Genomic DNA, 25,966 nt, shown 5'->3' with positions numbered 1-25,966 from the left:
GCGGCCCTTCGGCAGGGCCGATGGCCGATGGGTGGAGTCCGCGCTGGAGGTCATGATCGCGCTGGCTGGACGACCGGTTTCCTGGTCGTATTTGGTTACCTTCAGCCGGGTTGGAAGAATGCGAGCATTTTCTGGGCGGCGTCCGGCGACGTCAGCAATTCCTGCATGTCCGCGGACATCCGGGCGGCAGCGCTGGTGCGTTCGAACATCTCGCGTTCGTATTCTTTGACGGCGGCGGGAAAGTCGTCCGGGTGCGCGGCCAGCGCGAGACCGAGCAGGGCGCCGTCGAGCAGCGCCATGTTGGCGCCCTCTCCCACCGGCGGCATCAGGTGCGCGGCATCGCCGAGCAGCGTGACGCCTGGCGTCGACGGCCAGGTCAGGCCGACCGGGAGAGTGGTGATCGACCGCGGCACGACCGTGTCGTCGCAGGCCGCGATCAGCGCGGTGAACCGTGAGTCCCAGCCGGGGAGCAGGTCGATCAGCCGCGCCCGGGCGGCGGCCGGGTCGTCGAACGGGATCCCGCTGGTAGCGAACCAGTCCTCGGCGGTGTCATAGAAGCTGAGGCCGATGCGAACGCGGCCGTCGCCGTTGCGCTGCGCCGCCAGGGACAGTCCGTTGCCGAGCACCCAGTAGTTGCCGCGCCCGACCATCGCCGCGAGGTCGGGGTGCGTGCGGTCGATGTCGGGAATGCCGACCTCGACGACGTTCTGGCCGATATGTGCCGGGCGGGCGTCGGTGAGCAGCGCGCGGACCCGGGACTGCGCGCCGTCCGCGCCGACCAGCAGGTCATACGTCGCACTGCTGCCGTCGGCGAAGTGCAGCAGGCCGTTGTCGGTGGATTTGAACGCGTGTCCCCAGCGCACCACGTCTTCGGGGAGGGAATCCAGGAACAGATTGCGCAGATCGGCGCGGTCGACCTCGGGTCGCTCAAGCGGGGCGTCGTCGGACGTGTCCTCCTGGAGCAGCAGGGTGCCATCCGGCTCGAGAAGACGCATGTCCTGGCCTTCACCACGGGCAATCGCGTAGAACTGGTCGATCAGACCGGCCTCGCGCAGCGCCCGCTGGCCGGAGTGGATGTCGAGCATGCCGCCCTGACCGCGCGCACCGCGTGACGATTCACGTTCATACACGACGGCGTCGATGCCGTTCACGTGCAGCACCCGGGCAAGGGCCAAGCCACCCAAGCCGGCTCCGACAATGGTGATGGTCACGGTTGCCTCCTTCGATACGTCGTAGCGGTCGATACACTGTATCGCCCGATGCGATGTATTGTTAGCGGCATGTTGGTGTGGGAGAGGCCGGAGCCACCGAATCGACCCGTGCCGGCCCCGTTGAGCCGGGAACGGATCGTGCGAGCGGCGATCCAGCTGGCCGACGCGGACGGCCTGGATGCGGCGTCGCTGCGCAAGGTCGCCACCGCGCTGGGCGTCCGTCCGATGCGGCTGTACGGCTACATCGCCAGCAAGGAGGAGTTGCTCGACCTGATGGTCGACGCCGCCCATGCCGAGATCCGGCCGGTCGGAGACGGCTGGCGGGAGGTGCTCCGGTCTCTTGCCGAAGCCACTCGGCACGCCGCTCACGAGCACGAATGGCTCGCCGATCTACTGGGTGGCCGACCCCAGCTCGGGCCGCACGCGCTGGCCAGTGGGGAGACCGTGGTGGCCGCGCTGGGCGACGTCGACGTGGACGCCATCATGCCGGTGGTCGCCGCAGTCAACGCGTATGTGATCGGCGCGGTGCGTCGGGAGATCGCCGAGCGGCGTGCCGAGCGGGCCACCGGGATGGACGAGAAGCGTTGGCAGGCCTCACTCGGGCCCTATCTGGAGCGAACCTTCGCCACTGGCCGATTCCCCGCGCTGGCCACGGTGGTGCGCGATGCCGCCCACCTGGACGCCGACCACACCTTCCGGATCGGCCTCGACTTCCTGCTCGACGGCATCGAAGCCCGCATCTCAGGGTGACGCGCGGCCGAAGGACCGGACCGGCCATAGCACCAGGTCGGCGCTGACGCGTTGAGATGACGCAACCTCACCAAAGCGCGCGGAAATTGATGAAGTGCCATGGAACTGAGACTCAAGCCGCATTACGTCCCGTGAGACAACCCGGGGATCCGCTGGTCAGCTGAGATCAACATGTCACGCGATTTGAGACCCTGCAGGCGGTCTGCGGGGTCTCAGATTTCGTGTCCTCATCTCACGCGCGACGGACAAGTGAAGACCTATAGGGCACGATCCTGAGACTGGCAGGGTACGGGCAGGCACTCGGCGAGCAGGTCGACGACGTCGCGCCAGGCTCGCTGCGCGTGCTGCGGGTGGTAGCCGACGCCGGGGAGCACGGTCTGGTCGACCGGCGGGTGGTGGAAGGCGTGCAGGGCTCCGCCGTAGACCACGAAGCGCCAGTCGACGCCCGCGGCCTGCATCTCGGCGGCGATGGCGTCCCGTTGCTCAGCGGGCATGATCGGGTCCTTCGATCCGACCCCGGCCCACACGGGGCAACGGATGCGCGCCGCCTCGCCCGGTCGGCCAGTGGTCAGTGCGTTGACCGTCCCGATCGCCCGCAGGTCGACGCCGTCGCGCCCGAGTTCCAGCACGATTGCGCCCCCGGTGCCGTAGCCGATAGCGGCGATCCGGTCGGGGTCGGTCCGCGGTTCGGCACGCAGCACATCGAGTGCCGCATGGCCGATACCCCGCATCCGGCCGGGGTCGGCGAGCAGCGGGGTCACGCGCGCGAGCATCTCCTGTGGGTCGGTGAACCAGCGCCCGCCGTGGAGGTCGAAGGCCAGCGCAACGTACCCCAGTTCGGCGAGGGCGTCGGCCCGGCGGCGCTGGAAGTCGTTCAGGCCCGGCCCCTCGGGCCCGATCAGGACTGCGGGCCGGCGGTCGACACCGGCGGGGAGCGCGAGGTGCCCGATCATCGTTAGGCCGTCGGCCGGGTATTCGACCGTGCGCGTTGTGACCGTCGTGATGAGACTGGACTGTAGTGATTGTCGAGCCCGGTCGGGCCGGTCTTCACCGTCGGCAGAACAGCGCGGGTGTGGGCCTGTGGGTGGCCACTGTGGAAGGCTCTGGTTCTGACGGAGCACATCGACACCGATGCGAACCAGGCCGCTGGCCATCGCCACGTCATTGAGGGAGTCCTGTTGAGTCCTGTCTGACCACAGTCACTCCGCCCGAGGCGGCCGTGCCGGTCGCAGGTATAGGAAATGACACGTCCCGGAGACAGCACCTCGGCGACACGACCTGAGACAACCAGAAGAACCGCAGGTCACAGCACCGTCACATGACAGAGGACCTGAGAACCTACAGCAGTCCTGCGGGGTCTCACGCACCATGTCGTGATCTCACGGCCGATGCCGTACGGATGTCGTTCACGACATCATCGTGAGACTGCCGGCAGAGCGCGTTCCCATGCATCCGGCTGGGGGCCTGACCGCCATCGAGGTCCCGAGAAAATGGCGCGCTCCATGAGGCGAACCCACCGTGGCATCACGTGAGACAGGCTGAAGAACCGCAGGCCAGCCGTACTGCAGAGTTTCCCGGTCTCGGACGACCGGTGAGGGACGGGTTCAGGACGGCGGAATGACGCGCGTGACCACCGTCCCCACCAGCCGGTTCAAGGTGGCTTCGGCCCGGAGATCGCTCTCGGGGTCGATGAGAACGTCGGGCAGCGTGAAGTGCTCCAGCAGCAGGCCCGTCATGGCCAGGTAGAGCACCAGGAAGGCGTCCGCGTCGCCCGGCAGGCCCGCCTCCTGGTGGAACCGGGCGCTCTCGTCGAAGTTGGCACGGACGGGCCGCGTCAGCCGGTTGCGGAGCGCCGGTCGGCGAGTGGCCTCCAGGCGGAGTTCCAGCATGGCGAGGTAGCCGGTGCGGTCGTCCTCCATGCGCTGCACCAGCCATCGCATCAGGTCGGCGACCAGCTCACGCGAGGGCGTCGGGCGCATGGCCTCCACGACCTTGGCCGGGTCCGGTGTCATCCGGACGGTGATACGGGCGGCCGCCTGCATGAACAGGTCGTCACGGTTGGCGAAGTAGTTGGACGACGTGCCCACCGGGACGTCGGCGCGTGCATCGACCGCGCGGAACGTGAGTCCTCGCGCGCCCTCGTCCGCCAGTACTTCGATGGCGGCATCGACGAGCGCTGTTCTGCGCTCGGGGTTCCTGACCATGCGTATACCTTCCTTGATCTTCTTCTTCGGCTCTTTCGTGTAAAGGGATTGCATAACCACTACACATGAAGCACTCTAGTTGAAGTGGTTGCGGTTCGGATACGCCGCAACGGAACGGGGATCCTGTGCGCAAGCTGACCTACTTCATCGCCTGCTCCATCGACGGTTTCATCGGAGACCCGAGCGGTGACGCGTCGTCCATGTATCAGTTCGTGAACGAGGAGTTCCTTGAGTTCCTGAAAACGCAGTACCCGGAGACGGTTTCGACCGAGGGCCGCGAGCTGCTCGGCTTTCACGGCGTCGAGAACCAGCGGTTCGACACCGTGATCCAGGGGAGGGCCAGCTATCAACTGGCGCTGGACGTGAACATCACCAGCCCGTACGCCCAGCTGCGCGAGATCGTCGCTTCGCGGACCCTCAAGGAGTCACCCGACCCGAATGTCGAGCTCGTCTCCGACGACGTGGTCGCAAGGGTCCGGGAACTCAAGGCGGAGGACAGTGAGCTCGGGATCTGGCTCTGCGGTGGCTCCAAGCTCGCCGGAGAGCTGATCGACGAGATCGACGAGCTGGTGATCAAGACGTATCCGCTGGTCTACGGATCGGGCATGCCGATGTTCGGATCGGACTTCGCGCCCACCGTGTTCGCGCTGGACTCGGTTCGTGTCTTCGACAACGGCGCGCTGGTCAGGACATACAGCCGTACGCGCTGACCGGGCGTCCGGTGGCGATGACGGTGCGTGATCCAGGTGCTGCGAAATGAGTTCGCCACGGCTTGGGTTCTGCGGGTAGTTGTTGAGCATGACCTCCCCATCTGAACAGTTGCTCCCCAGTACGCAGCGTGCTCTGCTGCACCGCATCGCCACCGCACAGTCGGAAGGCCGGGCGCCCTCGCTCGTCGCAGCGGTACAGAGGCAGGGGCAGACCGTCTGGAACGGCTCCCGCAGCTGTGTGGACGGCCATGCCCCCGACGCCGACACCCAGTTCAGGATCGGCTCAATCACCAAGACCTTCACGGCAGTGCTGGTTCTACGACTGCGCGACGAGGGACTTCTGGATCTGGACGACCCGCTGGAGAAGCATCTGCCCGGCACGGGCGTCGGTGGAGTCACTGTCCATCAACTCCTGGGCCACAGCGCGGGACTGGGCGCCGAGTCACCTGCGCCCTGGTGGGAGAGGACTCCCGGCACACTGAGGCCCGAGCTTGCCGATGTACTCGGCGAGCAGACGCGGATGCACACTCCAGGCCGACGCCATCACTACTCGAACCCGGGCTACACACTGCTGGGCGCGCTGGTCGAGAAGGTGCGCGGGGCGAGCTGGGCCGAGGTGCTTCGACGCGAGATCCTGGAACCGCTGGGCATGCACCGCACGAGCCCCCAGTCGCAGGCGCCGCACGCAGGTGGCTGGGCCGTGCATCCCTGGGCGGATGTCATGCTGCCCGAGCCGACCGAGGATCTCGGACTGATGGCCCCGGCCGGCCAGCTCTGGTCCACCACCGGCGATCTCCTCCGCTTCGCGGCCTTTCTTGCCGGAGGGGACGACCGGGTGCTCTGTGCCGCCTCCGTGGAGCAGATGCGCGAACCGTCCGCGCCGACCGAGTCCGGTGACTGGGAGTCCAATTATGGTCTGGGGCTTCAGCTCGGGCGGAGGAACGGCCGCACGCTCTTCGGGCACACAGGCTCACTGCCCGGCTTCCTGGCCGCTCTGTGGGTCAGCGTCGAGGACGATGTGGCGGCCGTCGTTCTCACCAACACCACGTCGGGGCTGATTGTCGGCGGTGTTGCCGCCGACCTCGTGAGGATCGTCGCCGAGGCCGAACCCCGCATTCCGGAGCCCTGGCGCCCGCTGCCCGAGGCGGACGCGGAGCTGCTCGCTCTGACCGGTCCCTGGTACTGGGGCACAAACGCGAACATCCTGCGGCTGACTTCGGACGGTGGACTGGACCTCGAGCCCCTGCGTGGCAATGGCCGCGGTGCCCGATTCACCGCACAACCCGACGGCACCTGGGTCGGCCTCAACGGCTATTACGCGGGGGAGACGCTGCGTATCGTCCGGAACGGCGACGGCAGCGTGAACCATCTCGACCTGGGTTCGTTCGTCTTCACACGGGAGCCGTACGACGCCACAGCGGCCGTTCCCGGCGGTGTGGACGAGGGTGGGTGGCGGGGCCTCGGGGCCTGAGCACCACGTTTCACGTGAAACGGGCGGGCTGGCCGGCTCAGGCCGTCAACTCCCGTTCCAGTGGGGGGACGAAAGTGTGGAGTGATCCGCGCCTGGCCCACTCATGGCGACAGCCGGGACGCTTCCGCCTCGACCACGGCGGTGGCATCCCGGTCGATGTCGGACAGCAGTCGCCAGACCGGCTCGCCATCGGCTCGCTGTGCCTCGGACATCCGGGCGCCCCCGGAAAGGAAGACGGTGGCGGCGCCGGTGGCGTGCAGAGCGACGACCGCATCGGCCACGGACACCGGGGACGCGGTCCGTACGGACAGGGCAGGAGATGTCGCCGCCCGAGCCTGATCCTGCGCTGTCCGTCACTGATGCGGTGCAGCACAGGCAAGCCCTCGGACTTCGGACGGGGTCAGAGTGCGAGCTTGAAGCCCACGTGGCTGGCGGCGAAACCCAGCTGCTCGTAGAAACGATGAGCATCGGTCCGGGTCGCATCGGACGTCAACTGGACCAACTGGCAGCCCTGGCGCCGGGATTCGTCCACGGCCCATTCGATCAGTTGGGTGCCGAGGCCGCTGCCGCGCTCGGCGGCGTGGATACGGACGCCTTCGATGACCGAGCGGGTCGAGCCGCGCCGGGAGAGTCCAGGGATCACCGTCAGCTGCAGGGTTCCGACGACGCGGCCCTCTCGCACGGCGACGACCACGTGCTGGTTCGGGTCGTCGGCCAGCCGCCGGAATGCGGCGCGGTAAGGGGTGAGGTCGTCCGGCGACTCACGTTCTGCACCCAGCGGATCGTCGGCGAGCATGGCCACGATCGCGGGGATGTCGGCGAGGGCCGCGGGGCGTATTTCCAGATCGCTCATGATCGGCAGAGTACGCAGATCACGTGGACGGCGCGGGGAATCACCCGGCCTGCTCGGGGGGCTCTCAGCGCATGCGCGGCGGCTCACGCGACCTGTGCGGGGGCCTTGAGCTCTTCGACCGCCCTGACGAGTGGGGCCAGCTCGGGATTCTTGGCGGCTTCGTCGAGTGCGGCGCGCAGCGCGGTGTCATTGGTCGGCCGGGCCTCGGCGAGCAGGGTGAGGCCGGCCTCGGTGACATCGGTGTAGATGCCGCGGCGATCGGTGTCGCAGAGATACCGGGTCAGTAGTCCGCGGTCCTCGAGGCGGGTGACCAGGCGGGTGGTGGCGCTCTGGCTGAGCACGACGGCGTCCGCGACCTGTTTCATCTGGAGATGGCCGCCGGGGCCGTTGTGCTGCCTGCTCAGGACGTCGAGCAGGGAGTACTCCCGCATGCTGAGACCGTGCCCGGCCTGCAGCGCCCGCTCGATACGGGCCTCAATCCTCCCGTGAAGCAAGGAGAGGGCGCACCAGCCCTGGGAGAGGGCGGTCAGTGCGGGGTCTGTAGCTGTCATGGGTCTCTCTTCTCCTTCTCGGAGCTGCTTGCGTCCAGGATAGGCGACGTCCGCAATAGCCCGCGTTTGCAATTAGCCAGCGCTTGTAATTATTGTGGACGCTCGTAAGGCGCAGATGCAATCGTCAGGGAAGGTGAAACCCATGCCGCTCGCGCTCCTCGCCCTCGCCATTGGGGCTTTCGGTATCGGAACCACCGAGTTCGTGATCATGGGATTGCTCCCCGAGGTTGCTGCGGACTTCCAGGTCTCGATCCCGACCGCAGGATTCCTCGTCACGGGATACGCCCTCGGTGTCGTCCTCGGCGCACCGCTGATGACGGTCCTCGGCACCCGCGTCACCCGTAAGCGCATGCTCATGCTGCTGATGGGGCTGTTCGTCGTGGGCAACGTGGTCTCCGCCGTCGCCCCGGTCTTCGGTGTGATGGTCGCCGGCCGCGTGATCGCCTCTCTCGCCCACGGCGCCTTCTTCGGCATCGGATCGGTCGTGGCGGCCGATCTGGTCGCCCCGCAGAAGAAGGCCGGTGCGATCGCCATGATGTTCACGGGCCTCACCATCGCCAATGTCATCGGCGTACCGCTGGGCACCTACATCGGACAGAGCGTCGGCTGGCGGACCACATTCTTCGTCGTCGCCGCGCTCGGTGTCATCGGCCTCCTAGGTGTGGCCAGGCTCGTCCCCGAACAGCCCCGCCCCGAGGGTGTACGGCTCCGCCACGAGCTGGCAGCGTTCCGCAATGTGCAGGTCCTGCTCGCCATGGCGATGACCGTGCTCGGCTTCGGCGGAGTCTTCGCCGCGATCACCTACATCACCCCGATGATGACCGAGATCGCCGGATACTCCGCGTCTTGCGTCACCTGGCTCCTCGTCCTCTTCGGTCTGGGCATGGTGGGCGGCAATCTGCTCGGCGGCAAGTTCGCCGACCGCCATCTGATGCCGATGCTGTACATGTCGCTCGGTGCCCTCGCCGTGGTTCTGGCCCTGTTCACCCTGACCGCCCACAACAAGATCGCAGCGGCCGTCACCATCGTGCTGATCGGGGGCCTGGGCTTCGCCACAGTGCCGCCGCTGCAGAAGCGGGTGCTCGACCAGGCAGCCGGTGCTCCGACCCTCGCCTCCGCCGTCAACATCGGTGCCTTCAACCTCGGCAACGCGCTGTCGGCATGGCTCGGTGGCCTGGTCATCGCAGCCGGCCTCGGCTACACCGCACCCAACTGGGTCGGCGCCGCCCTGGCCGCCTCCGCCCTGGTTCTTGCGGTCGTCTCCGGCGCTCTGGAACGCCGCAGCAAGGTCGCCCGGGGCCGACTCGTCGCCCAGCACAGTCCTGAACCGCTCGCGACCCCCGCGCCCCAGCGTTGACCCCCTCACACCACTCACCTCACACACAGCACCACATCGCACCAAGGAGACACCCCCATGAGCACCACCACTGTCGCCGTTGCCCCGCTGACCACCCCGGACGCCGAAGCGCTCATCGAAGCGGCCCGCGGCGCCGCCGAAGCCGCCGGTGTCGCCGTTGCTGTCACGATCCTCGACGCCGGCGGCCATCTGCTGGCCTTCCGGCGGGACGACAGGGCCGTTCTCATCGCCGGTGAGACCAGCACCCGCAAGGCATACACGGCCCTTCAGCTCAACGCCCCCACCGCCGACCTCGTCGACGCGGTCCAGCCGGGCGGGCTCTTCCATACCCTGCCGACCGCCCTCGACCGTCCGCTGCTCTTCATAGCCGGTGGTGTCCCGGTCCACCGCGACGGTCGGCTCATCGGCGCCATCGGCGTCGGCGGAGGCGCTCCCGACCAGGACCACGGCTTCGCGACGGCTGCGGTGAAGGCTCTCGCCTGACGCTCGCACCGCCCACGCTCGGTGTCAGTTCAAAGCCGCGTGGGTCAGCCCGTCGCTACGGTCAGCGGAGCGTAGCGACGGGTCCAGTCGCCCGGCAGGTCCGAGGTTCCATAAGTCATCAGCGTGGTTTTGGAGCCTCTTTGCAGACCGCGCTCCTCGAACCAGTCGAGCAGCTCCGCATGGCGCGCGTCGATGTCCGCGCGCAACGGTAGATCCGTCGCCTCTGCGAGCGATGCGACGAGTGCCTGAGCGGTGTCGGTGTCGGGCGCGATGAGCGGGCCGACCACATGCGTATGAGCGCTCGGCCAGGTTGCTGCGTAACCGACGAGCTTTCCGTCGTCCTCCGCGACCCGGATGTGGTCGGCATACGCGGGCAGCCGGGCGAGGACATGTGTCCGGTCGGAGCCGAAGACGTCCGTGTCCAGCCGGACCATGGCTTGCAGGTCCTCCGCCGTGGCCGGGCGCACGGTCACAGCGGACGCTCTGTCGCCGGTCGGCCGGAAGAACCCAGTGACCCGCTCGACGCGGCCCACGACCGCGAAGCCGAGCTGTTCGTAGAGCGGTTGTCCCGCGGATGTCGCGTACAGGCTGAGCGGGGTGCCTGCGGCCTCGTCGATCACATGGCGCATCAGATGGCGGGCGACTCCCTGTCGTGCATATCGCTCGGCGACGAGCAGCATGCCGATGGCAGCCAGTCGTGGACCGTAGGAGGTCACTACACAAGCGGCCATCAGGCCTTTGCCTCCGGGATCGTCCATGCCATAGCCCGTACCTGCGGCCAGGAGCAGACCCCATCTGTGCTCATCGCGTGGCCATCCGCGGTCCTCGCAGAGATCGGCGCAGGCGACCAGGTCACCCAGGGTGAGACGCCGGACAGGCAATTCGGCGAGCGGACGGGGCAGCGGGGTGAGCATGAAGGTCAGGCTGTCCGATGTGGTGATTGCTCGTCCACTCCTTTACGGGCTCCGGCCAGGATGCGCAGCCGTCGGCCGCGCTGGGTCAATCCCCAGGGCTTCAGCACTGATACCGCGGTGATGAACAGATACGTTGCCGTCGCCACCGACGGAGCGACCACCAGGTTGATACCGACAGCGCCACGCGCCGCCGCCTCGTTGATGCCGGGGCGCAACGAGAAGATCGACAGTGCCGCAGTGACCAGGGTGAGCCAGAACTTTGTCCAGACCCACCGGTGCCTGGCCAGTCCCCAAGGCGTACGGAGAGCCAGGACGAGGCCGCTGAGCAGGGAGAGCAGGGCGACCGGGATGACCAGCCAGTCTCCGAAAATCTTCATAGCGCGGGTGGCGGCCTGCGCGGTGGCGGGGTCGCCGGTGAGGAAGGCCGTGATCCCGAGCGTCAGTAGCCCGACAGTCAGTCCCAGCCAGCTCACGGATACCGCGACATGCGCGACGAGAAGGCTGCGGCGAGCGGAGCGTTTGAGTGGTTTCACGTGAAACACGGTGCCGGGAATGGGGTAATCGGGCGTCTGACAGCGGGAGTAACTGCGTGTACTCGCCTCGGCGTACAGCAGCGTCCACCGTTCTGCGGCCGTGCCGGTGAGGTGAGTTGGTGTGCACTCCTTTCGGCTAGGTCGGTTGGTGCTCCCGCACCGAATTCCTTCGTCTCGACGCCTCGCCGGGACGGTCTGCTCACCTTCCACATCAAGGCAGTTCCGGTCGGCTGGGTCTCCAACGCCCTGGTGCACCGGGCCCGGCCCGGCGACATCCTGCGCCTTGGCCCACCCACGGGCTCGATGACGGTCGACCACTCCACCCACACCGGTCTGCTCTGCCTGGGCGGCGGCACGGGCATCGGGCCCATCAAGGCGCTGGTCGAGGACGTTGCGGAACATGGCGACCGGCGTCCCGTGGAGGCCTTCTACGGGGCACGCAGCGATCACGACCTGTACGACATCGACACGATGATGCGGCTCCAGAAGACCTATCCCTGGCTCGAGGTGCGGCCGGTGGTCTCCACCGGCCCGGGACCGAAGGGGGGTCTGAAGGGGCTGTTGCCCGAGGCCGTGCGCCGACGCGGCCCATGGCACGAGTACGACGCCTGTCTCTCGGGCCCGCCCGGCATGATCCGCAGCAGCGTGGACGCGGTCAGGTGCATCGGCATGCCGGCCGAGCGCATCCGGCACGACTCCGCCGAGGAACTCGCGACCACCGGTCCCGACTGAACCCGGGAGCGGCAGCCGTCAGCGCTGTCCCAGGAAGAGGCGACTGTCAGCCCTGATCCGCAAGCGGCGGTCGGTCAGCCCAGGTCGGGCGCGTGCATCGCCCGTACGCCCTCGATATTGCCGTCCAGGTAGTGCCGCAGCGACAGCGGTACGAGATGAACGGCAGCGATCCCCATCCGGCTGAACGGCACCCGTACGACGTCGTACTCCCCGCAAGGATCCTCGATCTCGGGGCCGTGGCGTCGGGACAGGTCCATCGACTCCAGCCGGCAGACGAAGAAGTGCTGCACTTTGACGCCCTTCACTCCGCCGCCCTCGATGTGCTCCACGGTGTCGACGAAGCAGGGAACCACATCGGTGATCTTGGCGCCGAGCTCCTCGTCCACCTCACGGTGCAGGGCGTCGACGACGGTTGCGTCCTCGGGTTCGACCCCGCCACCCGGCGTGAGCCAGTACGGATCCACCCCGGGCTTGGTGCGCTTGATGAGGATGAGGTCGTTGCCGTCGAGCAGGATGGCACGTGCGGTGCGCTTGACCACAGGACGTTCGGTCATGGCAAGAGAGTGGCCCACGGAACCGGTTCTGAAACACCTGGCCCGCGCCGGACCGCTCTGCGCTCACCAGTCGGCGGCAGCGCGCAGCAGCCACTCGTGCGCCCGCGCGATGTGCGGCAGCGCGAGCGTGCCGGTCCGCACAGCCACGAAATAGGTGCGCAGCGGAGGAACGGGAGGGTCGAGGAGCGCCACCACCTCGCCCCGTTCCAGCGCCCCCTCGCACAGATAGCGCGGCAGCACGGCGAGTCCGGCGCCCGCTGCCGTGCACTCCAGGACCGCCCGGAGATCCGGCGCGATGACGGCTCCCGCAGCGGCAGGCCGGCTGTCGAAGACGGCGGCCCAGTAGCGGGAGACGAGCGGCAGGCTCTCGTGCACCTCCACGACCGGCAGCTGGTCCAGCATCACGGGCCCCTTGTGCCGCAAGGTCCCGGGCCCCAGGCGCCCGGCCCAGCGCGGCGCGGCGATCAGCACATGTTCTTCGTCGCAGAGTGGAGTCGCGGTGAGCAGCCCACCGCGCGGACGGGCCGTCGCAATGGCCAGATCATGATGTCCGGCGGCCAGTCCCTCCAGCGTCTCCTCGGCGCTGGTGAAGAACGAACTGCGCAGAGCCAGGCCCTGGGCGATGAGAGGGGTGAGCGCCGGCAGGGCGCGTATCGACGTGAACTCGGGTGGCCCGGCCAGATGCAGTGTCCGTACGCCCGACTCCTCGTCGAGCTCGGTCTCGGCGATCTCGATCAGCGCGTCCAGATGGGGCGCCGCCCGGTGCGCGAGTTCGTCGCCGATGGTCGTCGGGGTCACGCCACGGGCCCTGCGCAGGAAGAGCGGGCGGCCCAGCTGCCGCTCCAAGGTGCGGATCTGCGAGGTGACCGCGGGCTGGGAGAGGCCGAGCAGCGCAGCGGCCCTGGTGAAGGAACCGGCCCGGTGCACCGTGACGAATGTGCGCAGCAGGGCCAGGTCCATGTCCTGCCCCCTCCCACCCTCGCGCCGCTTCGGACCCGTACAACTATAAATATGTCGATAGGTCGCTGTCGCTACCGTGATTGGACACTGACGGAGAGTCAATTAGCCTTGTTCAGGCGGTTCTTCACGTCCGGAACCGGGACGGTCCGAGCCACGAGGGGGGAGGCTCGGACCGTCCGCACCACCGGTTGGATCAGCTCTCGCCCAGCGCCGCGTCCAGTGCCCGCTCCACGTCGGCCACCAGGTCGTCCGAGCTCTCGGCGCCGACCGAGAAACGGATGAAACCCTCCGGTACGGCGTCACCGCCCCAGCGTGCCCGCCGCTCGGCGGTGGAGCGCACGCCGCCGAAACTCGTCGCGTCGTCGACCAGCCGCAGCTCGGTCAGGAAGCGCTCGGCCCGCTCGCGGTCGGGCAGTACGAACGAAACCACGGAGCCGAAGCGCCTCATCTGACATACGGCGTTCGGATACGAAGGGTCGGTGGGCAGGCCGGGGTACCGCAGCCCGGTCACCTCCTGGCGCTTGCCCAGTGCCTCGGCCAGCGTCAGGGCGGTGGCGCACTGCCGGTCGATCCGCAGTTCCAGCGTGGCCAGCGAACGGTGCGCGAGCCAGGCCTCCATCGGTCCCGGAATCGCGCCGACGACCTTGCGCCAGCGCCGAACACCCGCTGCCAGCTCGGGATCGCGGCAGGTCACATGGCCGAGCAGGATGTCTCCGTGCCCGGTCATGCCCTTGGTGTCACTGGCCACAGAGAAGTCGGCCCCCAGCTCCAGCGGGCGCTGGCCGAGCGGTGTGGCGAGGGTGTTGTCGACAGCCACCAGAGCGCCGACCGCGTGTGCGGCCTCGACGAGCCGGCGTACGTCGCAGACATCGAGCCCAGGATTGGACGGGGTCTCGATCCACAGCAGCTTGGCTCCTTCGAGGACCGCCAGTTGGGCATCGCCGCCGGTCGGCGCGGTCCGGACCTCGACGCCGTACGCCTCCAGCTGTTCACGCACCAGCGGCAGCGCCTGATATCCGTCATCGGGCAGCACGACCACATCGCCGGTGCGTGCCTGGGACAGCAGCACGGCCGAGATCGCCGCCATCCCGGAGGCGAAGACCGTGGTCTCGACCGGCTCCCCCGGCGCCTCCAGCTCGCCGATGGCGCGTTCCAGATGCGTCCAGGTCGGATTGGTGTCCCGGCCGTAGGTGTACGGACCGGTCGGTTCACCGGAGAGATGGAAGTGCGCGGCGAAGACCGGTCCGGGCAGAGTGGGCTCGAACTGCTCCGGTTCGGGCAGCCCGGCCCGTACCGCCCGGGTTCCGTCACCCATGGTGCTCATACCGTTTCCTTACTTCTCTCCCCGGTGTGCCACCGGTCCGACCTGCACTGTTTCTGTAGTTGTCGGGTCAGTCCTCGTCGGGCAGGACTACGTTCAGCGCCCACGACACGATCGAGATGATCAGACCGCCGAGCACGGCGGTCCAGAAGCCGTGGACATGGAAGCTCAGATTGAACTGACCGGCCAGCCACGAGGTCAGCATGAGCATGAGCGCGTTGACGACCAGGGTGATAAGCCCCAGCGTGAGGATGAAGAGCGGCAGGGTGAGCAGCTTCACAATCGGCTTGACAACAAAGTTCACCAGGCCGAAGAGCAGGGCGACCACGATCAGCGTGAGCGCCTTGCGCCCGGTGCTGCCGCCGTTCAGCGTGATGTCCTGGAGCAGCCAGATGGCCACGGCCAGCGCACCTGCGTTGGCGATCGTCTTGACTACGAAATTCTTCATGTGTCTGATCGTGGCAGACATGATCGGTGGCGGACACCGGCAGGACAGAGGCAAGGGGCGGACGGGCCATGAAGGCATTCAGACTGGACGAACTGGAAACGGAACGGGCTGCCAACGACGGTGCGTATCTGCAGTTCGTGAAGGAACGGAACATGTCCGTCGGCCTGTACGCACTGGATGCCGGCGAACTCGACCCGCAGCAGCCGCACAAGGAGGACGAGGTCTACTTCATCGTCAGCGGCCGCGCCTCGATCACGGTCGGCATGGAAACCACGCAGGTGGGCAGAGGGAGCGTGGTGTATGTACCCGCCGGTGTTGCCCACAAGTTCCACCACATCACCGAGGACCTGCGGGTCATGGTGGTCTTCTCCCCGCCGGAAAGCTGAGCCGCTCCTACGGAGGACCGGGCTCCGGTCTCAGGGATCCCTAAGGGGTCGATCAGGGGACTTCAAGGGCTGTGGAACCCACGCCGGCCCCCTTTGCGCCTCTAGCATCGAGGTATCGAAACAGGAACTCACAGAGACGAGGCAAGGACGATGGCCGTGCGGGAGATATTCGCGGGGATGCCCTGGTGGGTGAAGTGGATCGCGGTGCCGGTCATCGCGATCGTCGTGTTCGGCGGTCTGATCGCCAGCGTGGTCGGGTTCGTGATCGGTCTGCTCTTCAAGGTTCTGGTCTTCGTGATCCTGGTCGGCGGACTCGTTTTCGTCGTACGCAAGTTCATGTCGTCCTCTTCCTCGCGCAGCGACTGGTAGCACGATCGGAAGCCGGCCGGGGGATTAGCCCAGCTGAGCTAAGTGCAAGACGAAACGACACCCCTTGCGGATGCGGCCGATATGGTGGCAGTCCGCTGCCACCACCTGGGAATTTACTGTCCGTTGCCACCCTGACCAGTGGTTTGTACGGCGTTCGTCCTCCGGACCCCAGTCATGCGGCGGTCTGTGGGGGCGGCCCCCACAGGCGGGCTGACCGCCCGTCACCACGCCTGGGGGTGACCGTTGACCACGGCATCGAGCGCTGCTGTCCCGACGCTGATCGGTTCGGTCCAGCGAGCGCTGAGGCTGCTGGAGGCTGTGGGCGCCCATCGAGACGGGGCGCCCGCGAAACAGTTGGCCAGGGAAGCGGGCCTTCCCCTTCCCACTGCCTACCATCTGCTGCGCACCCTGACCCATGAGGGCTATCTGCGCCGGGAGAACGGCGTGTTCCTCTTCGGGACCGCCGCCGAGCGCCTGGTCGACGAGGGTTCGCTGCAGAATCGTCGCAGCAGAATGACCGAGTTGCTGAGCCGCTGGCGCGACACCATCGGCGCACCGGTGTACTGCGCCGTCTACCGTGAGGGTGAGATCGAACTCATCGCGGTCGCCGACACCCCCGCCACACCCGCGGTGGACGAGTGGGCATCCTTCCGGGAGACCGGGCACGCCCATGCGATCGGTCAGTGTCTGCTGAGCCAGCTCGACGAGAAGGCCCGCGAGGACCATCTGGACCGTCACCCTGTGCGGCCGCTGACCCGCTACTCGGTGAGGGACCGCCCGGCGTTTCTTGCACGATTGCGGTCGTTGGAACGAATGGAACCTGTCATCGAGCGACAGGAGTACGCCTTGGGGACGGTCTGCGCAGCCATCCCGATCACAGCCGGATTCACTGCCGCCGCGATGGCGATTTCGGTACCCCTGGAGCAGGAAGATCGGTTGCTCCCCGCAGTCGAACAACTACGTGGCGAAGTGGCCAGCCTCTTGCGCTCGTTCGTGTTCTCTATCAGTATCTGAAAAATCACTCCTTGTGATCTGCTATCGCGTGCACCACGATGGCGTCAATAGGGCCATGGGGGATCATTCCTGGCCAGATTCATCTACTGCGGGGTTGGACGATGCGCGAGTCGGTTCAAGCTGAGGTCATGATGAGCTTCCTCGTATCCGAGGAGCTCTCTTTCCGGATCCCGGTGGAGCTCCGGTACGAAGTGTGCGATCCGTATGCGATCCGGATGACCTTCCATCTGCCCGGCGACGCCCCCGTCACCTGGGCATTCGGCCGTGAGCTGCTGCTCGACGGCCTCAACAGCCCCAGTGGCGACGGTGATGTGCATATCGGGCCCACGGAGCCCGAGGGGCTGTCCGATGTACATATCCGACTTCAGGTGGGCACGGATCGCGCCCTCTTCAGGGCCGGTACGGCACCGCTTGTGGCATTTCTCGACCGGACGGACAAACTCGTGCCGCTCGGGCAGGAGTGCACGCTGGGTGACTTCGAGGGCAACCTGGAAGAGGCCCTGGGCCGGATCCTCGCCGAGGAACAGAACGCCGGCTGAGGAGGACGGCGCCGCCGACCGGCCCGCCGGTCGAACGCAACACCTGCCGAATGGGTGAATCGCTCTCCGTGACGAGGCGTTCAAGGCTTGGTCCTACGACGACGGCCCTTCCCGGTCCGTACGGGTGCCGAAGCTCCGGCTTCCGCGCCGACCCCTGTGCGGTCCGCGGAGACGACCAGCGCCGCGAGCACCGTCGTCACCGGCACCGCGGCGACCAGTCCGATCGAACCGACCAGCGTTCGTACGATTTCCTCCGCCACCAGCTCGCTGTTGGCCACCGTCCCCACGCTGCTCTGGGCGATCGAGAACAGCAGCAGCAGCGGCAGTGCGGCGCCCGCGTAGGCGAGCACCAGCGTATTGACGACCGAGGCGATGTGATCGCGCCCGATCCTGATCCCTGCCCGGTAGAGCCCCCGAGCACCCATCGTCGGGTTCGCCTGGTGCAGCTCCCAGACCGCCGATGTCTGGGTGACCGTCACATCGTCGAGCACCCCGAGCGAGCCGATGATGACACCGGCCAGCAGCAGGCCGCTCATGTCGATGTGCGGGTACAGGCCGTGGATGAGGCCGGTGCTGTCGTCGGTGTTGCCGGTCAGGCTTGCCCAGCCGATGAAGAGCGACCCGAGCAGCCCGATCAGCAGCAGTGAGATCAGTGTGCCGATCACCGCGACCGACGTGCGGGCGGTCAGGCCGTGGCACATGTAGAGCGCGATCAGCATGATCGCACTGGCCCCGACCACCGCGACGAGCAGTGGATTCGAGCCTTGGAGGATGGCCGGGAGGATGAACAGGGTCAGCACGGCGAACGACACGGCGAGCGCGACCAGTGCCATCACCCCACGCATCCTGCCCACCGCGATCACGACCAGGGCGAAGATCCCGGCCAGCAGCGTCATCGGGAACTTCCGGTTCACATCCGTCACCGAGTACTGCAGATCATGGGGTGCGTCGGGGGCGTACGCCACGACCACGCCCTGCCCTTCGCGCAACTGACGGGGTGCGTCCGGCTGGACGATCTCGACGAAGGTCCGACCCTTGTCGTGACCGGTCGTCACCTCGATGGTGGCCTTCTCGCACAGCCCGGGCCCGCTGCCCGACGGCGGGGTGGTCTCGCCGCTGATGGGTGTCTGGGCGGCGTTCACGTCCTTGCAGTCCACCTTGTCGATATTCACCACCTTTCCCTGCTGGGTCTGCCGGTCGAAGCCGACACCGGTCCGCTCGTGCGGGGGCGCGCCGCCCGGCCAGAGCACCGCCAGGCCGACGACGACCGCGGTGGCGAACGGGATCAGCACGGCCGCGATGACCTTGCGCAGATGTTTGGAGACGGGCTCGGCAGGGCCATGGCTGTGTGAGTGGCCGTGCTGATGGCCCTGCGGTTCGGGGTCGGTATGGGGGGACGTCACCGGCCGATCATCGCAAGAGGAGTAGGGCCCTCTGTTCATTACGCCGGACAGGGCGCTAGCGTGGAGGAACCTTTGCACACGCGGGAGCTCGGAGCACCGGGCTGAGAGGGCGCTGATATCCGTACATTCGTACGGGAGAGGCTGCGCCGACCGCCGAACCTGTTACCGGGTAATGCCGGCGTAGGGAGTAGGTCTCATGACCACATCGGACGCACGCACGCCTGCCTCGAACCAGAGCGACGAGGCCGGGAAGTCCATCGGCTGGCACAAGGGATACGTCCAGGGTTCACGCCCGGACCTCCGGGTGCCGGTCCGTCAGGTGCACCTCACCAACGGCAAGGACGTGACGCTGTACGACACGTCGGGCCCGTACACCGATCCCACGGCCGAGACCGATGTCCGTCGCGGGCTCGCACCGTTGCGGGAGAGCTGGATCATCGCGCGCGGCGACACCGAGGAGTACCCCGGCCGCCCTGCCCGCCCCGAGGACGACGGGCTCAAGCACACCTCGCCGCGAATGGGGTCTCCCCTGCTCGAGCGAAGCCGAGAGCTTGGGGAAGGGCTGCGCAACCTTGACGCGGTCTTCCCAGGCCGCCCGCGCCTGCCTCGCCGAAGCCGGGACGGGCAGCCGGTGACCCAGCTCGCGTACGCCCGCCGGGGCGAGATCACCCCGGAGATGGAGTACGTGGCAATCCGGGAGAACGTCGAACCCGAGGTGGTGCGCGAGGAGATCGCCGCGGGCCGGGCCGTGCTGCCGGCCAACGTCAACCACCCCGAGATCGAGCCGATGATCATCGGCAAGCGGTTCCTGGTGAAGGTCAATGCCAACATCGGCAACTCCGCGGTGACGTCCTCCATCGAGGAGGAGGTGGAGAAGATGACATGGGCGACGCGCTGGGGCGCCGACACGGTCATGGACCTTTCCACCGGCCGCAACATTCACACCACCCGTGAGTGGGTTCTGCGCAACTCCCCCGTGCCGATCGGCACCGTTCCCCTCTACCAGGCTCTCGAAAAGGTCGACGGGCGGGCCGAGGAGCTGACCTGGGAGATCTACAAGGACACCGTCATCGAGCAGGCCGAGCAGGGCGTCGACTACATGACGGTCCACGCCGGCGTGCGCCTGCCGTACGTCCCGCTGACCGCCCGCCGCAAGACCGGCATCGTCTCCCGCGGCGGCTCGATCATGGCGGCTTGGTGCCTCGCGCATCACAAGGAGTCGTTCCTGTACGAGCACTTCGAGGAGCTCTGCGAGATCCTCGCCACGTACGACGTCACATACTCGCTGGGCGACGGGCTGCGTCCCGGCTCGATCGCTGACGCCAACGACGAGGCCCAGTTCGCCGAACTGCGCACGCTCGGTGAGCTGAACACGATCGCCAAGCGGTTCGGCGTCCAGACCATGATCGAGGGCCCGGGCCATGTCCCGATGCACAAGATCAAGGAGAACATCGACCTGCAGCAGGAGATCTGTGAGGAGGCGCCGTTCTACACGCTCGGCCCGCTGACCACCGATGTCGCCCCGGCGTACGACCACATCACCTCGGGCATCGGTGCGGCGATGATCGCCTGGTGGGGCACGGCGATGCTCTGCTACGTCACGCCCAAGGAGCACCTCGGCCTGCCCAACCGGGACGATGTGAAGACCGGCGTCATCACGTACAAGATCGCGGCCCATGCGGCGGACCTCGCCAAGGGGCACCCGGGGGCGCAGGACTGGGACGACGCGCTCTCCGACGCCCGCTTCGAATTCCGCTGGGAGGACCAGTTCAATCTGGCCCTCGACCCGGTCACGGCTCGCGAGTTCCACGACGAGACGCTGCCGGCCGAGCCGGCGAAGACGGCGCACTTCTGCTCGATGTGCGGCCCGAAGTTCTGCTCGATGAAGATCTCCCAGGACATCCGTCGTGAACACGGCGGTTCCCAGGAGGAGATCGACGCGGGCATGGCGGAGAAGTCCAAGGAGTTCTCGGCGGCCGGCAACCGGGTTTATCTGCCGATCGCGGACTGAGCGGGACGCGCACAACGGGACACCGTCCCGAGAGGCCAGGGCTTCTTGGGGTGGCGTCCCGTCGTCGGTACGGGCCCGGTGCCCGGACCCGGTCAGTCCACCTCGTGCTCGGGGCCGCCGAAGTCGGGGCTGGTGAAGTCCGGGCTGGTGAATGTCGGGCGGGGGCCCGCCGCCGGGCCGTCGTCCGGGCTGGTGAAGTCCGGCCGGCTGTAGCCGATCTTCGGGATGCGGTTCGCCGAACGATGCGGTGTGCGCGATGCGGGGCCGGCGTCGGGGTCGGCGAGCGCGTCCCGCAGGAACGGCAGTATTCCGCGCTCCAGCAGTGCGTGGCGCCATGCCTCTCTGGCGCGCGCCACATCCTCCGGCAACTCGTTCTCGGCATCCTCGGCGGGTTGCGACGTCGACCCGTTGCGCAGCGCGGTGATGAGCAGTCCGACGGCGGCGGCCAGGATGGCGGCGGCCATGACCGCCGCGAAGAACCAGCCCGCGGCGACCATGGTGGAGGCGAAGGACGGCGGCGGATTGAGCAGCCCCAGCAGATAGCCGGACAGCAGGAATATGAACGCGGCCGTGCCGGCCAGCACGGGCGCCAGGACCGTGACGACGGCTCCTATGCCGGCGCCCGACTGGTTCGGGCCGTCGGTGCCGGACCCGGGGCCCGAATCCTGGCCTGCTCCTTCGGCCGGTCCGCGCAGCTCTTCGCGGGCCTTCACATAGTGCTCGTACTCGGTGGCGGCCGTCGCGGTGATCAGCGCCGTGGCGTCCAGTGCCATGGTGCGCAGCTGTACGGCATTGAGCCGCTCGCCGACCGCGGCCAGATCCGGTCGTTCATGGGCGTGACGCAGTGCGTCGTCGAGGATCCGCTCGTACTCGGGGCGGTCCTCGGCCAGCAGGTGCGGAGCGCTGTTCATGTGCATCCCCCGATGCTCCGTAGGGCCTGAGTACCCGCTTGGACCGGGCAGTTGGGCGGAAACGGAGGAGAGCCTGCTACTGATACGCCGATGGTAGAGCGCCCACGGCACGGGGTGACAGGGGGTTTCCGGAAATCGGCCCAGCGGTCTGCGTGGTCAGGTCGTGGATGCGTCTTCCCAGAAGAATGTCAGTCATGCAGGGGCAGTTGGACGACCAGTAGCTTTCCGGCCATGGTCACTCCACCGTCCATGGCGATGGCGAGCCCGTCCGCGTAGACGTGCGGGCCTTCGACCACGGGGCCGGAGCCGTCTTCGCCGTCCTCCGAGCCGACCTCGCCGAGAAGGTACGGAATGGGGCTGTGACCATGGACGATGCGCTGACCGCCGTAGGCCGACATCAGCTCCCGGACGGCCTGCGGCCCCGCCTCGTCGCGGAAGGCGAACCGCTTGGTGAGCTTCCGGAAGAGGTCCCAGCACTCATCGGCGTCGTTACGCGTGAGAATGGCGTGCACGGTGTCGTTGACGTCCTCGATGGTGGCGCCGTAGTCGAGGTACGCCGTCGTGTCGGAGTGCATCAGCAGATGCCCGTCCTCCTCGACGATCGCGTCGAGCCGTGACATCCACTGGAGGTGGACGTCCTGAAGACGCTCCATGTCGTTCTTCTGGCCGCCGTTGAGCAGCCAGGCGGCCTGGAAGGTGGCTGTACCCGCGCCGGAGTTGACCGGGGTGTCGCCGAACCGCTTGGCGCCGATGAGCAGCAGTTCGTGATTGCCCATCAGGGCCTTGCAGTAGCCTCCCGCGGCTGCGGCCTCGGCGGAGAGGCGCATCACGAGGTCGATGACGCCGATGCCGTCGGGGCCCCGGTCGGTGAAGTCGCCGAGGAACCAGAGCCGGGCATTGCCCGCCGACCAGTTGCCCTCGGCGTCGATGAGGCCCTGTTCGGCGAGGGCGGCGTGGAGTTCGTCCAGATAGCCGTGGACATCGCCGACGACGTACAGCGGCCCGAGGCCTGGATCCGGTACGGGCCGCGGGTCGGGGACGGCCCGCACTTGGACCGTGTCGCCGCGGTTGATCACGGGAAGGTCGCGCGCGGTGGGTGTGTACCCCTCCGGCAGCTCGTCTCCCGGAACGGCATTGCCCGGGTGCGGCGGTGAAGGTGGCACCGGAGTCTGCGCATAGGGCGGTACGCGGAAGTCACGCAACGTCGCAGTCCGCACCACGGGTTCCTGACCGGCCCCCTGTGTCATCGACCCCTCCACCACCGTCGCGCCGCCGTACACCTGACGGGCCCTGCTGGTCGGGGCGGTCCGCGGTGTCGTGCGCCCATCATAGGAATGCGGATCGTGCTGTGTGACGCACCAGGGGTGGTGAATCCGGGCGCACATCAGGTTCACCGACCGTTTGGTCCGAAATCGCCTGATCAATCCCCGGCGGGAGAGCGCGGTGCGCTGACCGTGGTGCGGGGCGGACGGCGTTGCGAGGACGTCCGGACGATGAGCTCTGTCGGTATGACCTGCTCCACCGGTCCGTCGTGCTTCACACCTTCGATGGCGTCGATCAGGAGCTGGACGACCGCGGTGCCGATTCTGCGCGGCTTGAGCGAGAGCGTGGTGATGGGGGGCTCGGTCGTCGCGTACACGGTGGACTCGCTGCAGCAGACCAGCAGAAGGTCCTCGGGGACGCGCAGACCGTACCGGCGGGCGGCCGCCAGCAGATCGGTTCCATTGGGGTCGAAGAGCCCGTAGACGGCGTCGGGCCGGTCCGGGCGGGCGAGCAGCCGGTCGGCGGCGACCGCACCCGCGCACGGGTCGTGGGCGGGGTAGGACTCGTACACCGGGGCCTGTCCCACGCGCTCGCACCAATGGAGGTACGCGGTGGTGGAGAGACGGGTGTACGTGTCGGTGGTGGTGCCGGTGAGCAGGCCGATGCGGCGGGCCCCGGCGGCGGCGAGATGGTCGAGGAGGTCGAGCACGGCGGCCCGGTGGTCGTTGTCGACCCAGGCGGTGACCGGGAGGGTTCCGGCCGGCCGGCCGTCCGAGACGACGGGCAGCCCCTGGCGTACGAGCTCCGTGACGACCGGGTCCTGGTCGGAGGGGTCGATCACGACGGTGCCGTCGAGAGCGACGTTCGACCAGACGTCGTGGCGTGAGGTGGCGGGCAGGATGACGAGGGCGTAGCCGCGGGCGAGCGCGGCGGAGGTGGCCGCTCTGGCCATCTCGGCGAAGTAGGCGAATTCGGTGAAGGTGAAAGGTTCGTCCCCGTAGGTCGTCACGGTCAGGCCGATGAGGCCGGACTTGCCGGTACGGAGGGTTCGGGCCGCGGCGGAAGGGCGGTAGCCCAGGCGCTCTGCGACCTCGCGGACATGGCGGCGGGTGGCGTCCGGGAGCCTGCCCTTGCCGTTGAGCGCGTCGGAGACGGTCGTGATGGAGACTCCGGCGGCGGCGGCCACATCCCGGATTCCCGCTCGTCCTTGCCGGCCGCCGCGCCGGGGTGTCTCCGCCCGGCTCACCTGGTGCTTCCCTGCTGCTGTCATGGCGAGCCGATAGTAGGGCGCGGACGGGAGGTTGGCCCGGTCGCATATTCACTTGTTGACAGGCACGTTTCTGCATGATCAATAAGGGCCAAATGCCTTGTAAGTAAAGGGCGTTGGTGGGATCGATCGCAATGTGTCACGTATCGAACCCGATGGGCCTACTAAATGGCCGATGTCTCGAAGAGGTCTCATCTCACCTCTTCGAGGGACGCGCGCCACGGAGTGAGCCACCGGCGCACGTCAGGGAGGGAAACGCTCCCCCCTTCCCGGTCGCACGGGATGATTGGACGTTCGGCCATTCGCAGCAGCGCCCAATCCTCATAAGGTGAGCAGTATTGATGTGTACAGACGGTCGAGGAGGACCTGCGGTGAGCGAGACGAGCCCCAAGCTGCGCGCCGAGCTGGACGGCGTTCCCGCCTATGTACCGGGCAAGCCGGCTGCCGTCGGCGGACCGGTTGCGTTCAAGCTGTCCTCCAACGAGAACCCGTATCCGCCGCTGCCCGGGGTGATGGAGTCCGCCCTGGCCGCGGCAGCGAACTTCAATCGCTATCCGGACATGGCCTGCACCGGTCTGATGAACGAGCTGGCCGACCGTTTCGGTGTACCCGTCTCGCACCTCGCCACCGGAACCGGCTCGGTCGGTGTGGCGCAGCAGCTGCTCCAGGCCACCTCGGGCCCGGGTGACGAGGTCATCTACGCCTGGCGCTCCTTCGAGGCGTACCCGATCATCACGCAGGTCAGCGGTGCGACGTCGGTGAAGGTTCCGCTGACCAGCGGTGAGGTGCACGACCTCGACGCCATGGCGGACGCGATCACGGACCGCACCCGGATGATCTTCGTCTGCAACCCGAACAACCCGACCGGCACCGTTGTGCGCCGGGCCGAGCTGGAGCGTTTCCTGGACCGGGTGCCGGGCGATGTCCTGGTGGTGCTCGACGAGGCGTACAGGGAGTTCATTCGCGACGTCGAGGTGCCGGACGGCATCGAGATCTACCGGGACCGGCCCAATGTGGCGGTGCTGCGGACGTTCTCCAAGGCGTACGGCCTGGCCGGTCTGCGGGTCGGTTTCGCCGTGGCTCACGAGCCGGTGGCGGCCGCGCTGCGCAAGACGGCGGTGCCCTTCGGGGTCAGCCAGCTCGCGCAGGATGCGGCGGTGGCCTCGCTGCGCGCCGAGGACGAACTCCTGGGGAGGGTCGGCTCCTTGGTGTGTGAGCGCGAGCGGGTGCAGCGGACGCTGGTGGACCAGGGGTGGACCGTGCCGGAGTCGCAGGCGAACTTCGTCTGGCTGCGGCTCGGGGACCGTACTGCCGACTTCGCCGCGGTGTGTGAGCGGGCCGGCGTGGTGGTCAGGCCGTTCGCAGGCGAGGGTGTGCGGGTCTCGATCGGGGAGGACGAGGCGAACGATCTGTTCCTGAAGGTGACGGAGTCGTACCGCAAGGAGCTGTAGAGCGGCGCAGGCCGCCTGCGCACTCGGAAGGCCCAGGGCCCCGCACCTCGTTCGCCGAGGTGCGGGGCCTTTGCGTTCGAGGCCTGAGGGGTGCCCGGAACGTGCCGCTTCCATGTGTCTGCTTCGGGGGGATTGATCGAAACGCCCCAAGAGGGGTACCCCGCCCGAACGTCCCGAAAGTCTGTGCGTCATAATTGCTTGTGAATGTGAACGCGTTCACAAGCGTGTCCTGTTTCCTCCCATGATTAGTCGGATTAAAAGGGCAAACTGCCGGTGTCACTACGGCGACTTAAGGAGAAG

Annotated in this window: 28 protein-coding genes; 12 read left to right on the top strand and 16 right to left on the bottom strand. The window is 67.6% G+C overall.

Going from position 1 to position 25,966, the window contains the following annotated elements; all coding sequences use genetic code 11:
* Positions 1-101: 101 nt before the first annotated feature.
* Positions 102-1,211, bottom strand: a complete 1,110-nt coding sequence (locus OG609_RS20405; RefSeq protein WP_327274123.1) for an FAD-dependent oxidoreductase — start codon at positions 1,209-1,211, stop codon at positions 102-104.
* Positions 1,212-1,280: 69 nt separating this feature from the next.
* Here OG609_RS20405 and OG609_RS20400 point away from each other — a divergent pair, with 69 nt between their 5' ends.
* Positions 1,281-1,961 (top strand): TetR/AcrR family transcriptional regulator, encoded by a 681-nt coding sequence (locus OG609_RS20400; protein ID WP_327274122.1) that lies wholly within the window; start codon positions 1,281-1,283, stop codon positions 1,959-1,961.
* 257 nt (positions 1,962-2,218) lie between these two features.
* On the opposite strand, the gene OG609_RS20395 is transcribed toward OG609_RS20400, so the two are convergent.
* Positions 2,219-2,965: a dienelactone hydrolase family protein gene (locus tag OG609_RS20395; RefSeq protein WP_327278119.1), complete on the bottom strand. Its 747-nt coding sequence runs from the start codon at positions 2,963-2,965 to the stop codon at positions 2,219-2,221.
* A gap of 600 nt (positions 2,966-3,565) precedes the next feature.
* Complete coding sequence (locus OG609_RS20390; RefSeq protein WP_327274121.1) at positions 3,566-4,165, bottom strand: TetR/AcrR family transcriptional regulator; 600 nt, start codon at positions 4,163-4,165, stop codon at positions 3,566-3,568.
* Positions 4,166-4,290: 125 nt separating this feature from the next.
* Here OG609_RS20390 and OG609_RS20385 point away from each other — a divergent pair, with 125 nt between their 5' ends.
* Entirely contained in the window at positions 4,291-4,875 is a 585-nt protein-coding gene (locus OG609_RS20385; protein WP_327274120.1) for a dihydrofolate reductase family protein, read from the top strand.
* 88 nt (positions 4,876-4,963) lie between these two features.
* The gene (locus OG609_RS20380) at positions 4,964-6,346 is read left to right on the top strand and encodes a serine hydrolase domain-containing protein (protein WP_327274119.1); all 1,383 of its coding nucleotides are present in this window, start codon (positions 4,964-4,966) and stop codon (positions 6,344-6,346) included.
* Positions 6,347-6,447: 101 nt separating this feature from the next.
* On the opposite strand, the gene OG609_RS46235 is transcribed toward OG609_RS20380, so the two are convergent.
* The 3 genes from OG609_RS46235 to OG609_RS20365 form a co-directional block, all read right to left on the bottom strand.
* Positions 6,448-6,633: a hypothetical protein gene (locus OG609_RS46235; RefSeq protein ID WP_382899533.1), complete on the bottom strand. Its 186-nt coding sequence runs from the start codon at positions 6,631-6,633 to the stop codon at positions 6,448-6,450.
* Positions 6,634-6,746: 113 nt separating this feature from the next.
* Positions 6,747-7,199: a GNAT family N-acetyltransferase gene (locus OG609_RS20370; RefSeq protein WP_327274118.1), complete on the bottom strand. Its 453-nt coding sequence runs from the start codon at positions 7,197-7,199 to the stop codon at positions 6,747-6,749.
* 83 nt (positions 7,200-7,282) lie between these two features.
* Positions 7,283-7,750, bottom strand: coding sequence for a MarR family winged helix-turn-helix transcriptional regulator (locus OG609_RS20365; protein WP_327274117.1), 468 nt, complete (start codon positions 7,748-7,750; stop codon positions 7,283-7,285).
* Between the two features lie 142 nt (positions 7,751-7,892).
* Here OG609_RS20365 and OG609_RS20360 point away from each other — a divergent pair, with 142 nt between their 5' ends.
* Positions 7,893-9,107 (top strand): MFS transporter, encoded by a 1,215-nt coding sequence (locus OG609_RS20360; protein WP_327274116.1) that lies wholly within the window; start codon positions 7,893-7,895, stop codon positions 9,105-9,107.
* 57 nt (positions 9,108-9,164) lie between these two features.
* Positions 9,165-9,590 carry a GlcG/HbpS family heme-binding protein gene (locus OG609_RS20355; RefSeq protein ID WP_327274115.1) on the top strand — a complete coding sequence of 142 codons (426 nt, stop codon included), beginning with the start codon at positions 9,165-9,167 and terminating at the stop codon, positions 9,588-9,590.
* A gap of 44 nt (positions 9,591-9,634) precedes the next feature.
* Here OG609_RS20355 and OG609_RS20350 read toward each other — a convergent pair whose 3' ends face one another.
* Entirely contained in the window at positions 9,635-10,504 is an 870-nt protein-coding gene (locus OG609_RS20350; RefSeq protein ID WP_327274114.1) for a GNAT family N-acetyltransferase, read from the bottom strand.
* Between the two features lie 5 nt (positions 10,505-10,509).
* A complete protein-coding gene (locus OG609_RS20345) occupies positions 10,510-11,037 on the bottom strand; it encodes a DUF2269 domain-containing protein (protein WP_327274113.1) in 528 nt (175 codons plus the stop codon).
* Positions 11,038-11,340: 303 nt separating this feature from the next.
* On the opposite strand from OG609_RS20345, the gene OG609_RS20340 reads away from it, so the two are divergent.
* The gene (locus tag OG609_RS20340) at positions 11,341-11,769 is read left to right on the top strand and encodes a hypothetical protein (protein ID WP_327274112.1); all 429 of its coding nucleotides are present in this window, start codon (positions 11,341-11,343) and stop codon (positions 11,767-11,769) included.
* Positions 11,770-11,843: 74 nt separating this feature from the next.
* Here the strand turns inward: OG609_RS20340 and OG609_RS20335 are convergent, their stop codons facing one another.
* The 4 genes from OG609_RS20335 to OG609_RS20320 form a co-directional block, all read right to left on the bottom strand.
* Positions 11,844-12,323, bottom strand: coding sequence for an NUDIX domain-containing protein (locus tag OG609_RS20335; protein ID WP_266359763.1), 480 nt, complete (start codon positions 12,321-12,323; stop codon positions 11,844-11,846).
* Between the two features lie 63 nt (positions 12,324-12,386).
* Positions 12,387-13,283, bottom strand: a complete 897-nt coding sequence (locus tag OG609_RS20330; RefSeq protein WP_327274110.1) for a LysR family transcriptional regulator — start codon at positions 13,281-13,283, stop codon at positions 12,387-12,389.
* A 193-nt stretch (positions 13,284-13,476) separates the two neighbouring features.
* Positions 13,477-14,607: a cystathionine gamma-lyase gene (locus tag OG609_RS20325; RefSeq protein ID WP_327274109.1), complete on the bottom strand. Its 1,131-nt coding sequence runs from the start codon at positions 14,605-14,607 to the stop codon at positions 13,477-13,479.
* A gap of 67 nt (positions 14,608-14,674) precedes the next feature.
* Entirely contained in the window at positions 14,675-15,052 is a 378-nt protein-coding gene (locus OG609_RS20320; RefSeq protein WP_327274108.1) for a phage holin family protein, read from the bottom strand.
* 68 nt (positions 15,053-15,120) lie between these two features.
* On the opposite strand from OG609_RS20320, the gene OG609_RS20315 reads away from it, so the two are divergent.
* The 4 genes from OG609_RS20315 to OG609_RS20300 all read left to right on the top strand — a co-directional run bounded on the left by OG609_RS20315 (position 15,121) and on the right by OG609_RS20300 (position 17,360).
* Positions 15,121-15,438, top strand: coding sequence for a cupin domain-containing protein (locus OG609_RS20315; protein WP_327274107.1), 318 nt, complete (start codon positions 15,121-15,123; stop codon positions 15,436-15,438).
* A 156-nt stretch (positions 15,439-15,594) separates the two neighbouring features.
* Positions 15,595-15,807, top strand: coding sequence for a DUF5326 family protein (locus OG609_RS20310; protein WP_093895169.1), 213 nt, complete (start codon positions 15,595-15,597; stop codon positions 15,805-15,807).
* A gap of 243 nt (positions 15,808-16,050) precedes the next feature.
* On the top strand, positions 16,051-16,821 hold the full coding sequence (locus OG609_RS20305; protein ID WP_327274106.1) for an IclR family transcriptional regulator: 771 nt from the start codon (positions 16,051-16,053) through the stop codon (positions 16,819-16,821).
* A gap of 101 nt (positions 16,822-16,922) precedes the next feature.
* The gene (locus tag OG609_RS20300) at positions 16,923-17,360 is read left to right on the top strand and encodes an SsgA family sporulation/cell division regulator (protein WP_093895105.1); all 438 of its coding nucleotides are present in this window, start codon (positions 16,923-16,925) and stop codon (positions 17,358-17,360) included.
* A gap of 80 nt (positions 17,361-17,440) precedes the next feature.
* On the opposite strand, the gene OG609_RS20295 is transcribed toward OG609_RS20300, so the two are convergent.
* Complete coding sequence (locus tag OG609_RS20295; RefSeq protein WP_327274105.1) at positions 17,441-18,763, bottom strand: YibE/F family protein; 1,323 nt, start codon at positions 18,761-18,763, stop codon at positions 17,441-17,443.
* 196 nt (positions 18,764-18,959) lie between these two features.
* Here OG609_RS20295 and thiC point away from each other — a divergent pair, with 196 nt between their 5' ends.
* A complete protein-coding gene (gene thiC / locus OG609_RS20290; RefSeq protein ID WP_327274104.1) occupies positions 18,960-20,774 on the top strand; it encodes a phosphomethylpyrimidine synthase ThiC in 1,815 nt (604 codons plus the stop codon).
* Between the two features lie 92 nt (positions 20,775-20,866).
* Here the strand turns inward: thiC and OG609_RS20285 are convergent, their stop codons facing one another.
* From OG609_RS20285 to OG609_RS20275, 3 genes are all read right to left on the bottom strand, one after another.
* Positions 20,867-21,691 carry a hypothetical protein gene (locus tag OG609_RS20285; protein WP_327274103.1) on the bottom strand — a complete coding sequence of 275 codons (825 nt, stop codon included), beginning with the start codon at positions 21,689-21,691 and terminating at the stop codon, positions 20,867-20,869.
* Positions 21,692-21,873: 182 nt separating this feature from the next.
* Positions 21,874-22,932: a metallophosphoesterase gene (locus tag OG609_RS20280; RefSeq protein ID WP_327274102.1), complete on the bottom strand. Its 1,059-nt coding sequence runs from the start codon at positions 22,930-22,932 to the stop codon at positions 21,874-21,876.
* A gap of 173 nt (positions 22,933-23,105) precedes the next feature.
* The gene (locus OG609_RS20275; protein WP_093895110.1) at positions 23,106-24,218 is read right to left on the bottom strand and encodes a LacI family DNA-binding transcriptional regulator; all 1,113 of its coding nucleotides are present in this window, start codon (positions 24,216-24,218) and stop codon (positions 23,106-23,108) included.
* Between the two features lie 368 nt (positions 24,219-24,586).
* Here OG609_RS20275 and hisC point away from each other — a divergent pair, with 368 nt between their 5' ends.
* Entirely contained in the window at positions 24,587-25,666 is a 1,080-nt protein-coding gene (gene hisC / locus OG609_RS20270; protein WP_327274101.1) for a histidinol-phosphate transaminase, read from the top strand.
* The last annotated feature ends 300 nt before the right edge of the window (positions 25,667-25,966 follow it).

Source organism: Streptomyces sp. NBC_01224, assembly GCF_036002945.1.
Taxonomy (GTDB): Bacteria; Actinomycetota; Actinomycetes; order Streptomycetales; family Streptomycetaceae; genus Streptomyces.
The sequence above is the reverse complement of the archived record's forward strand: the minus strand, read 5'-3'. Positions and strand labels throughout refer to the sequence as shown.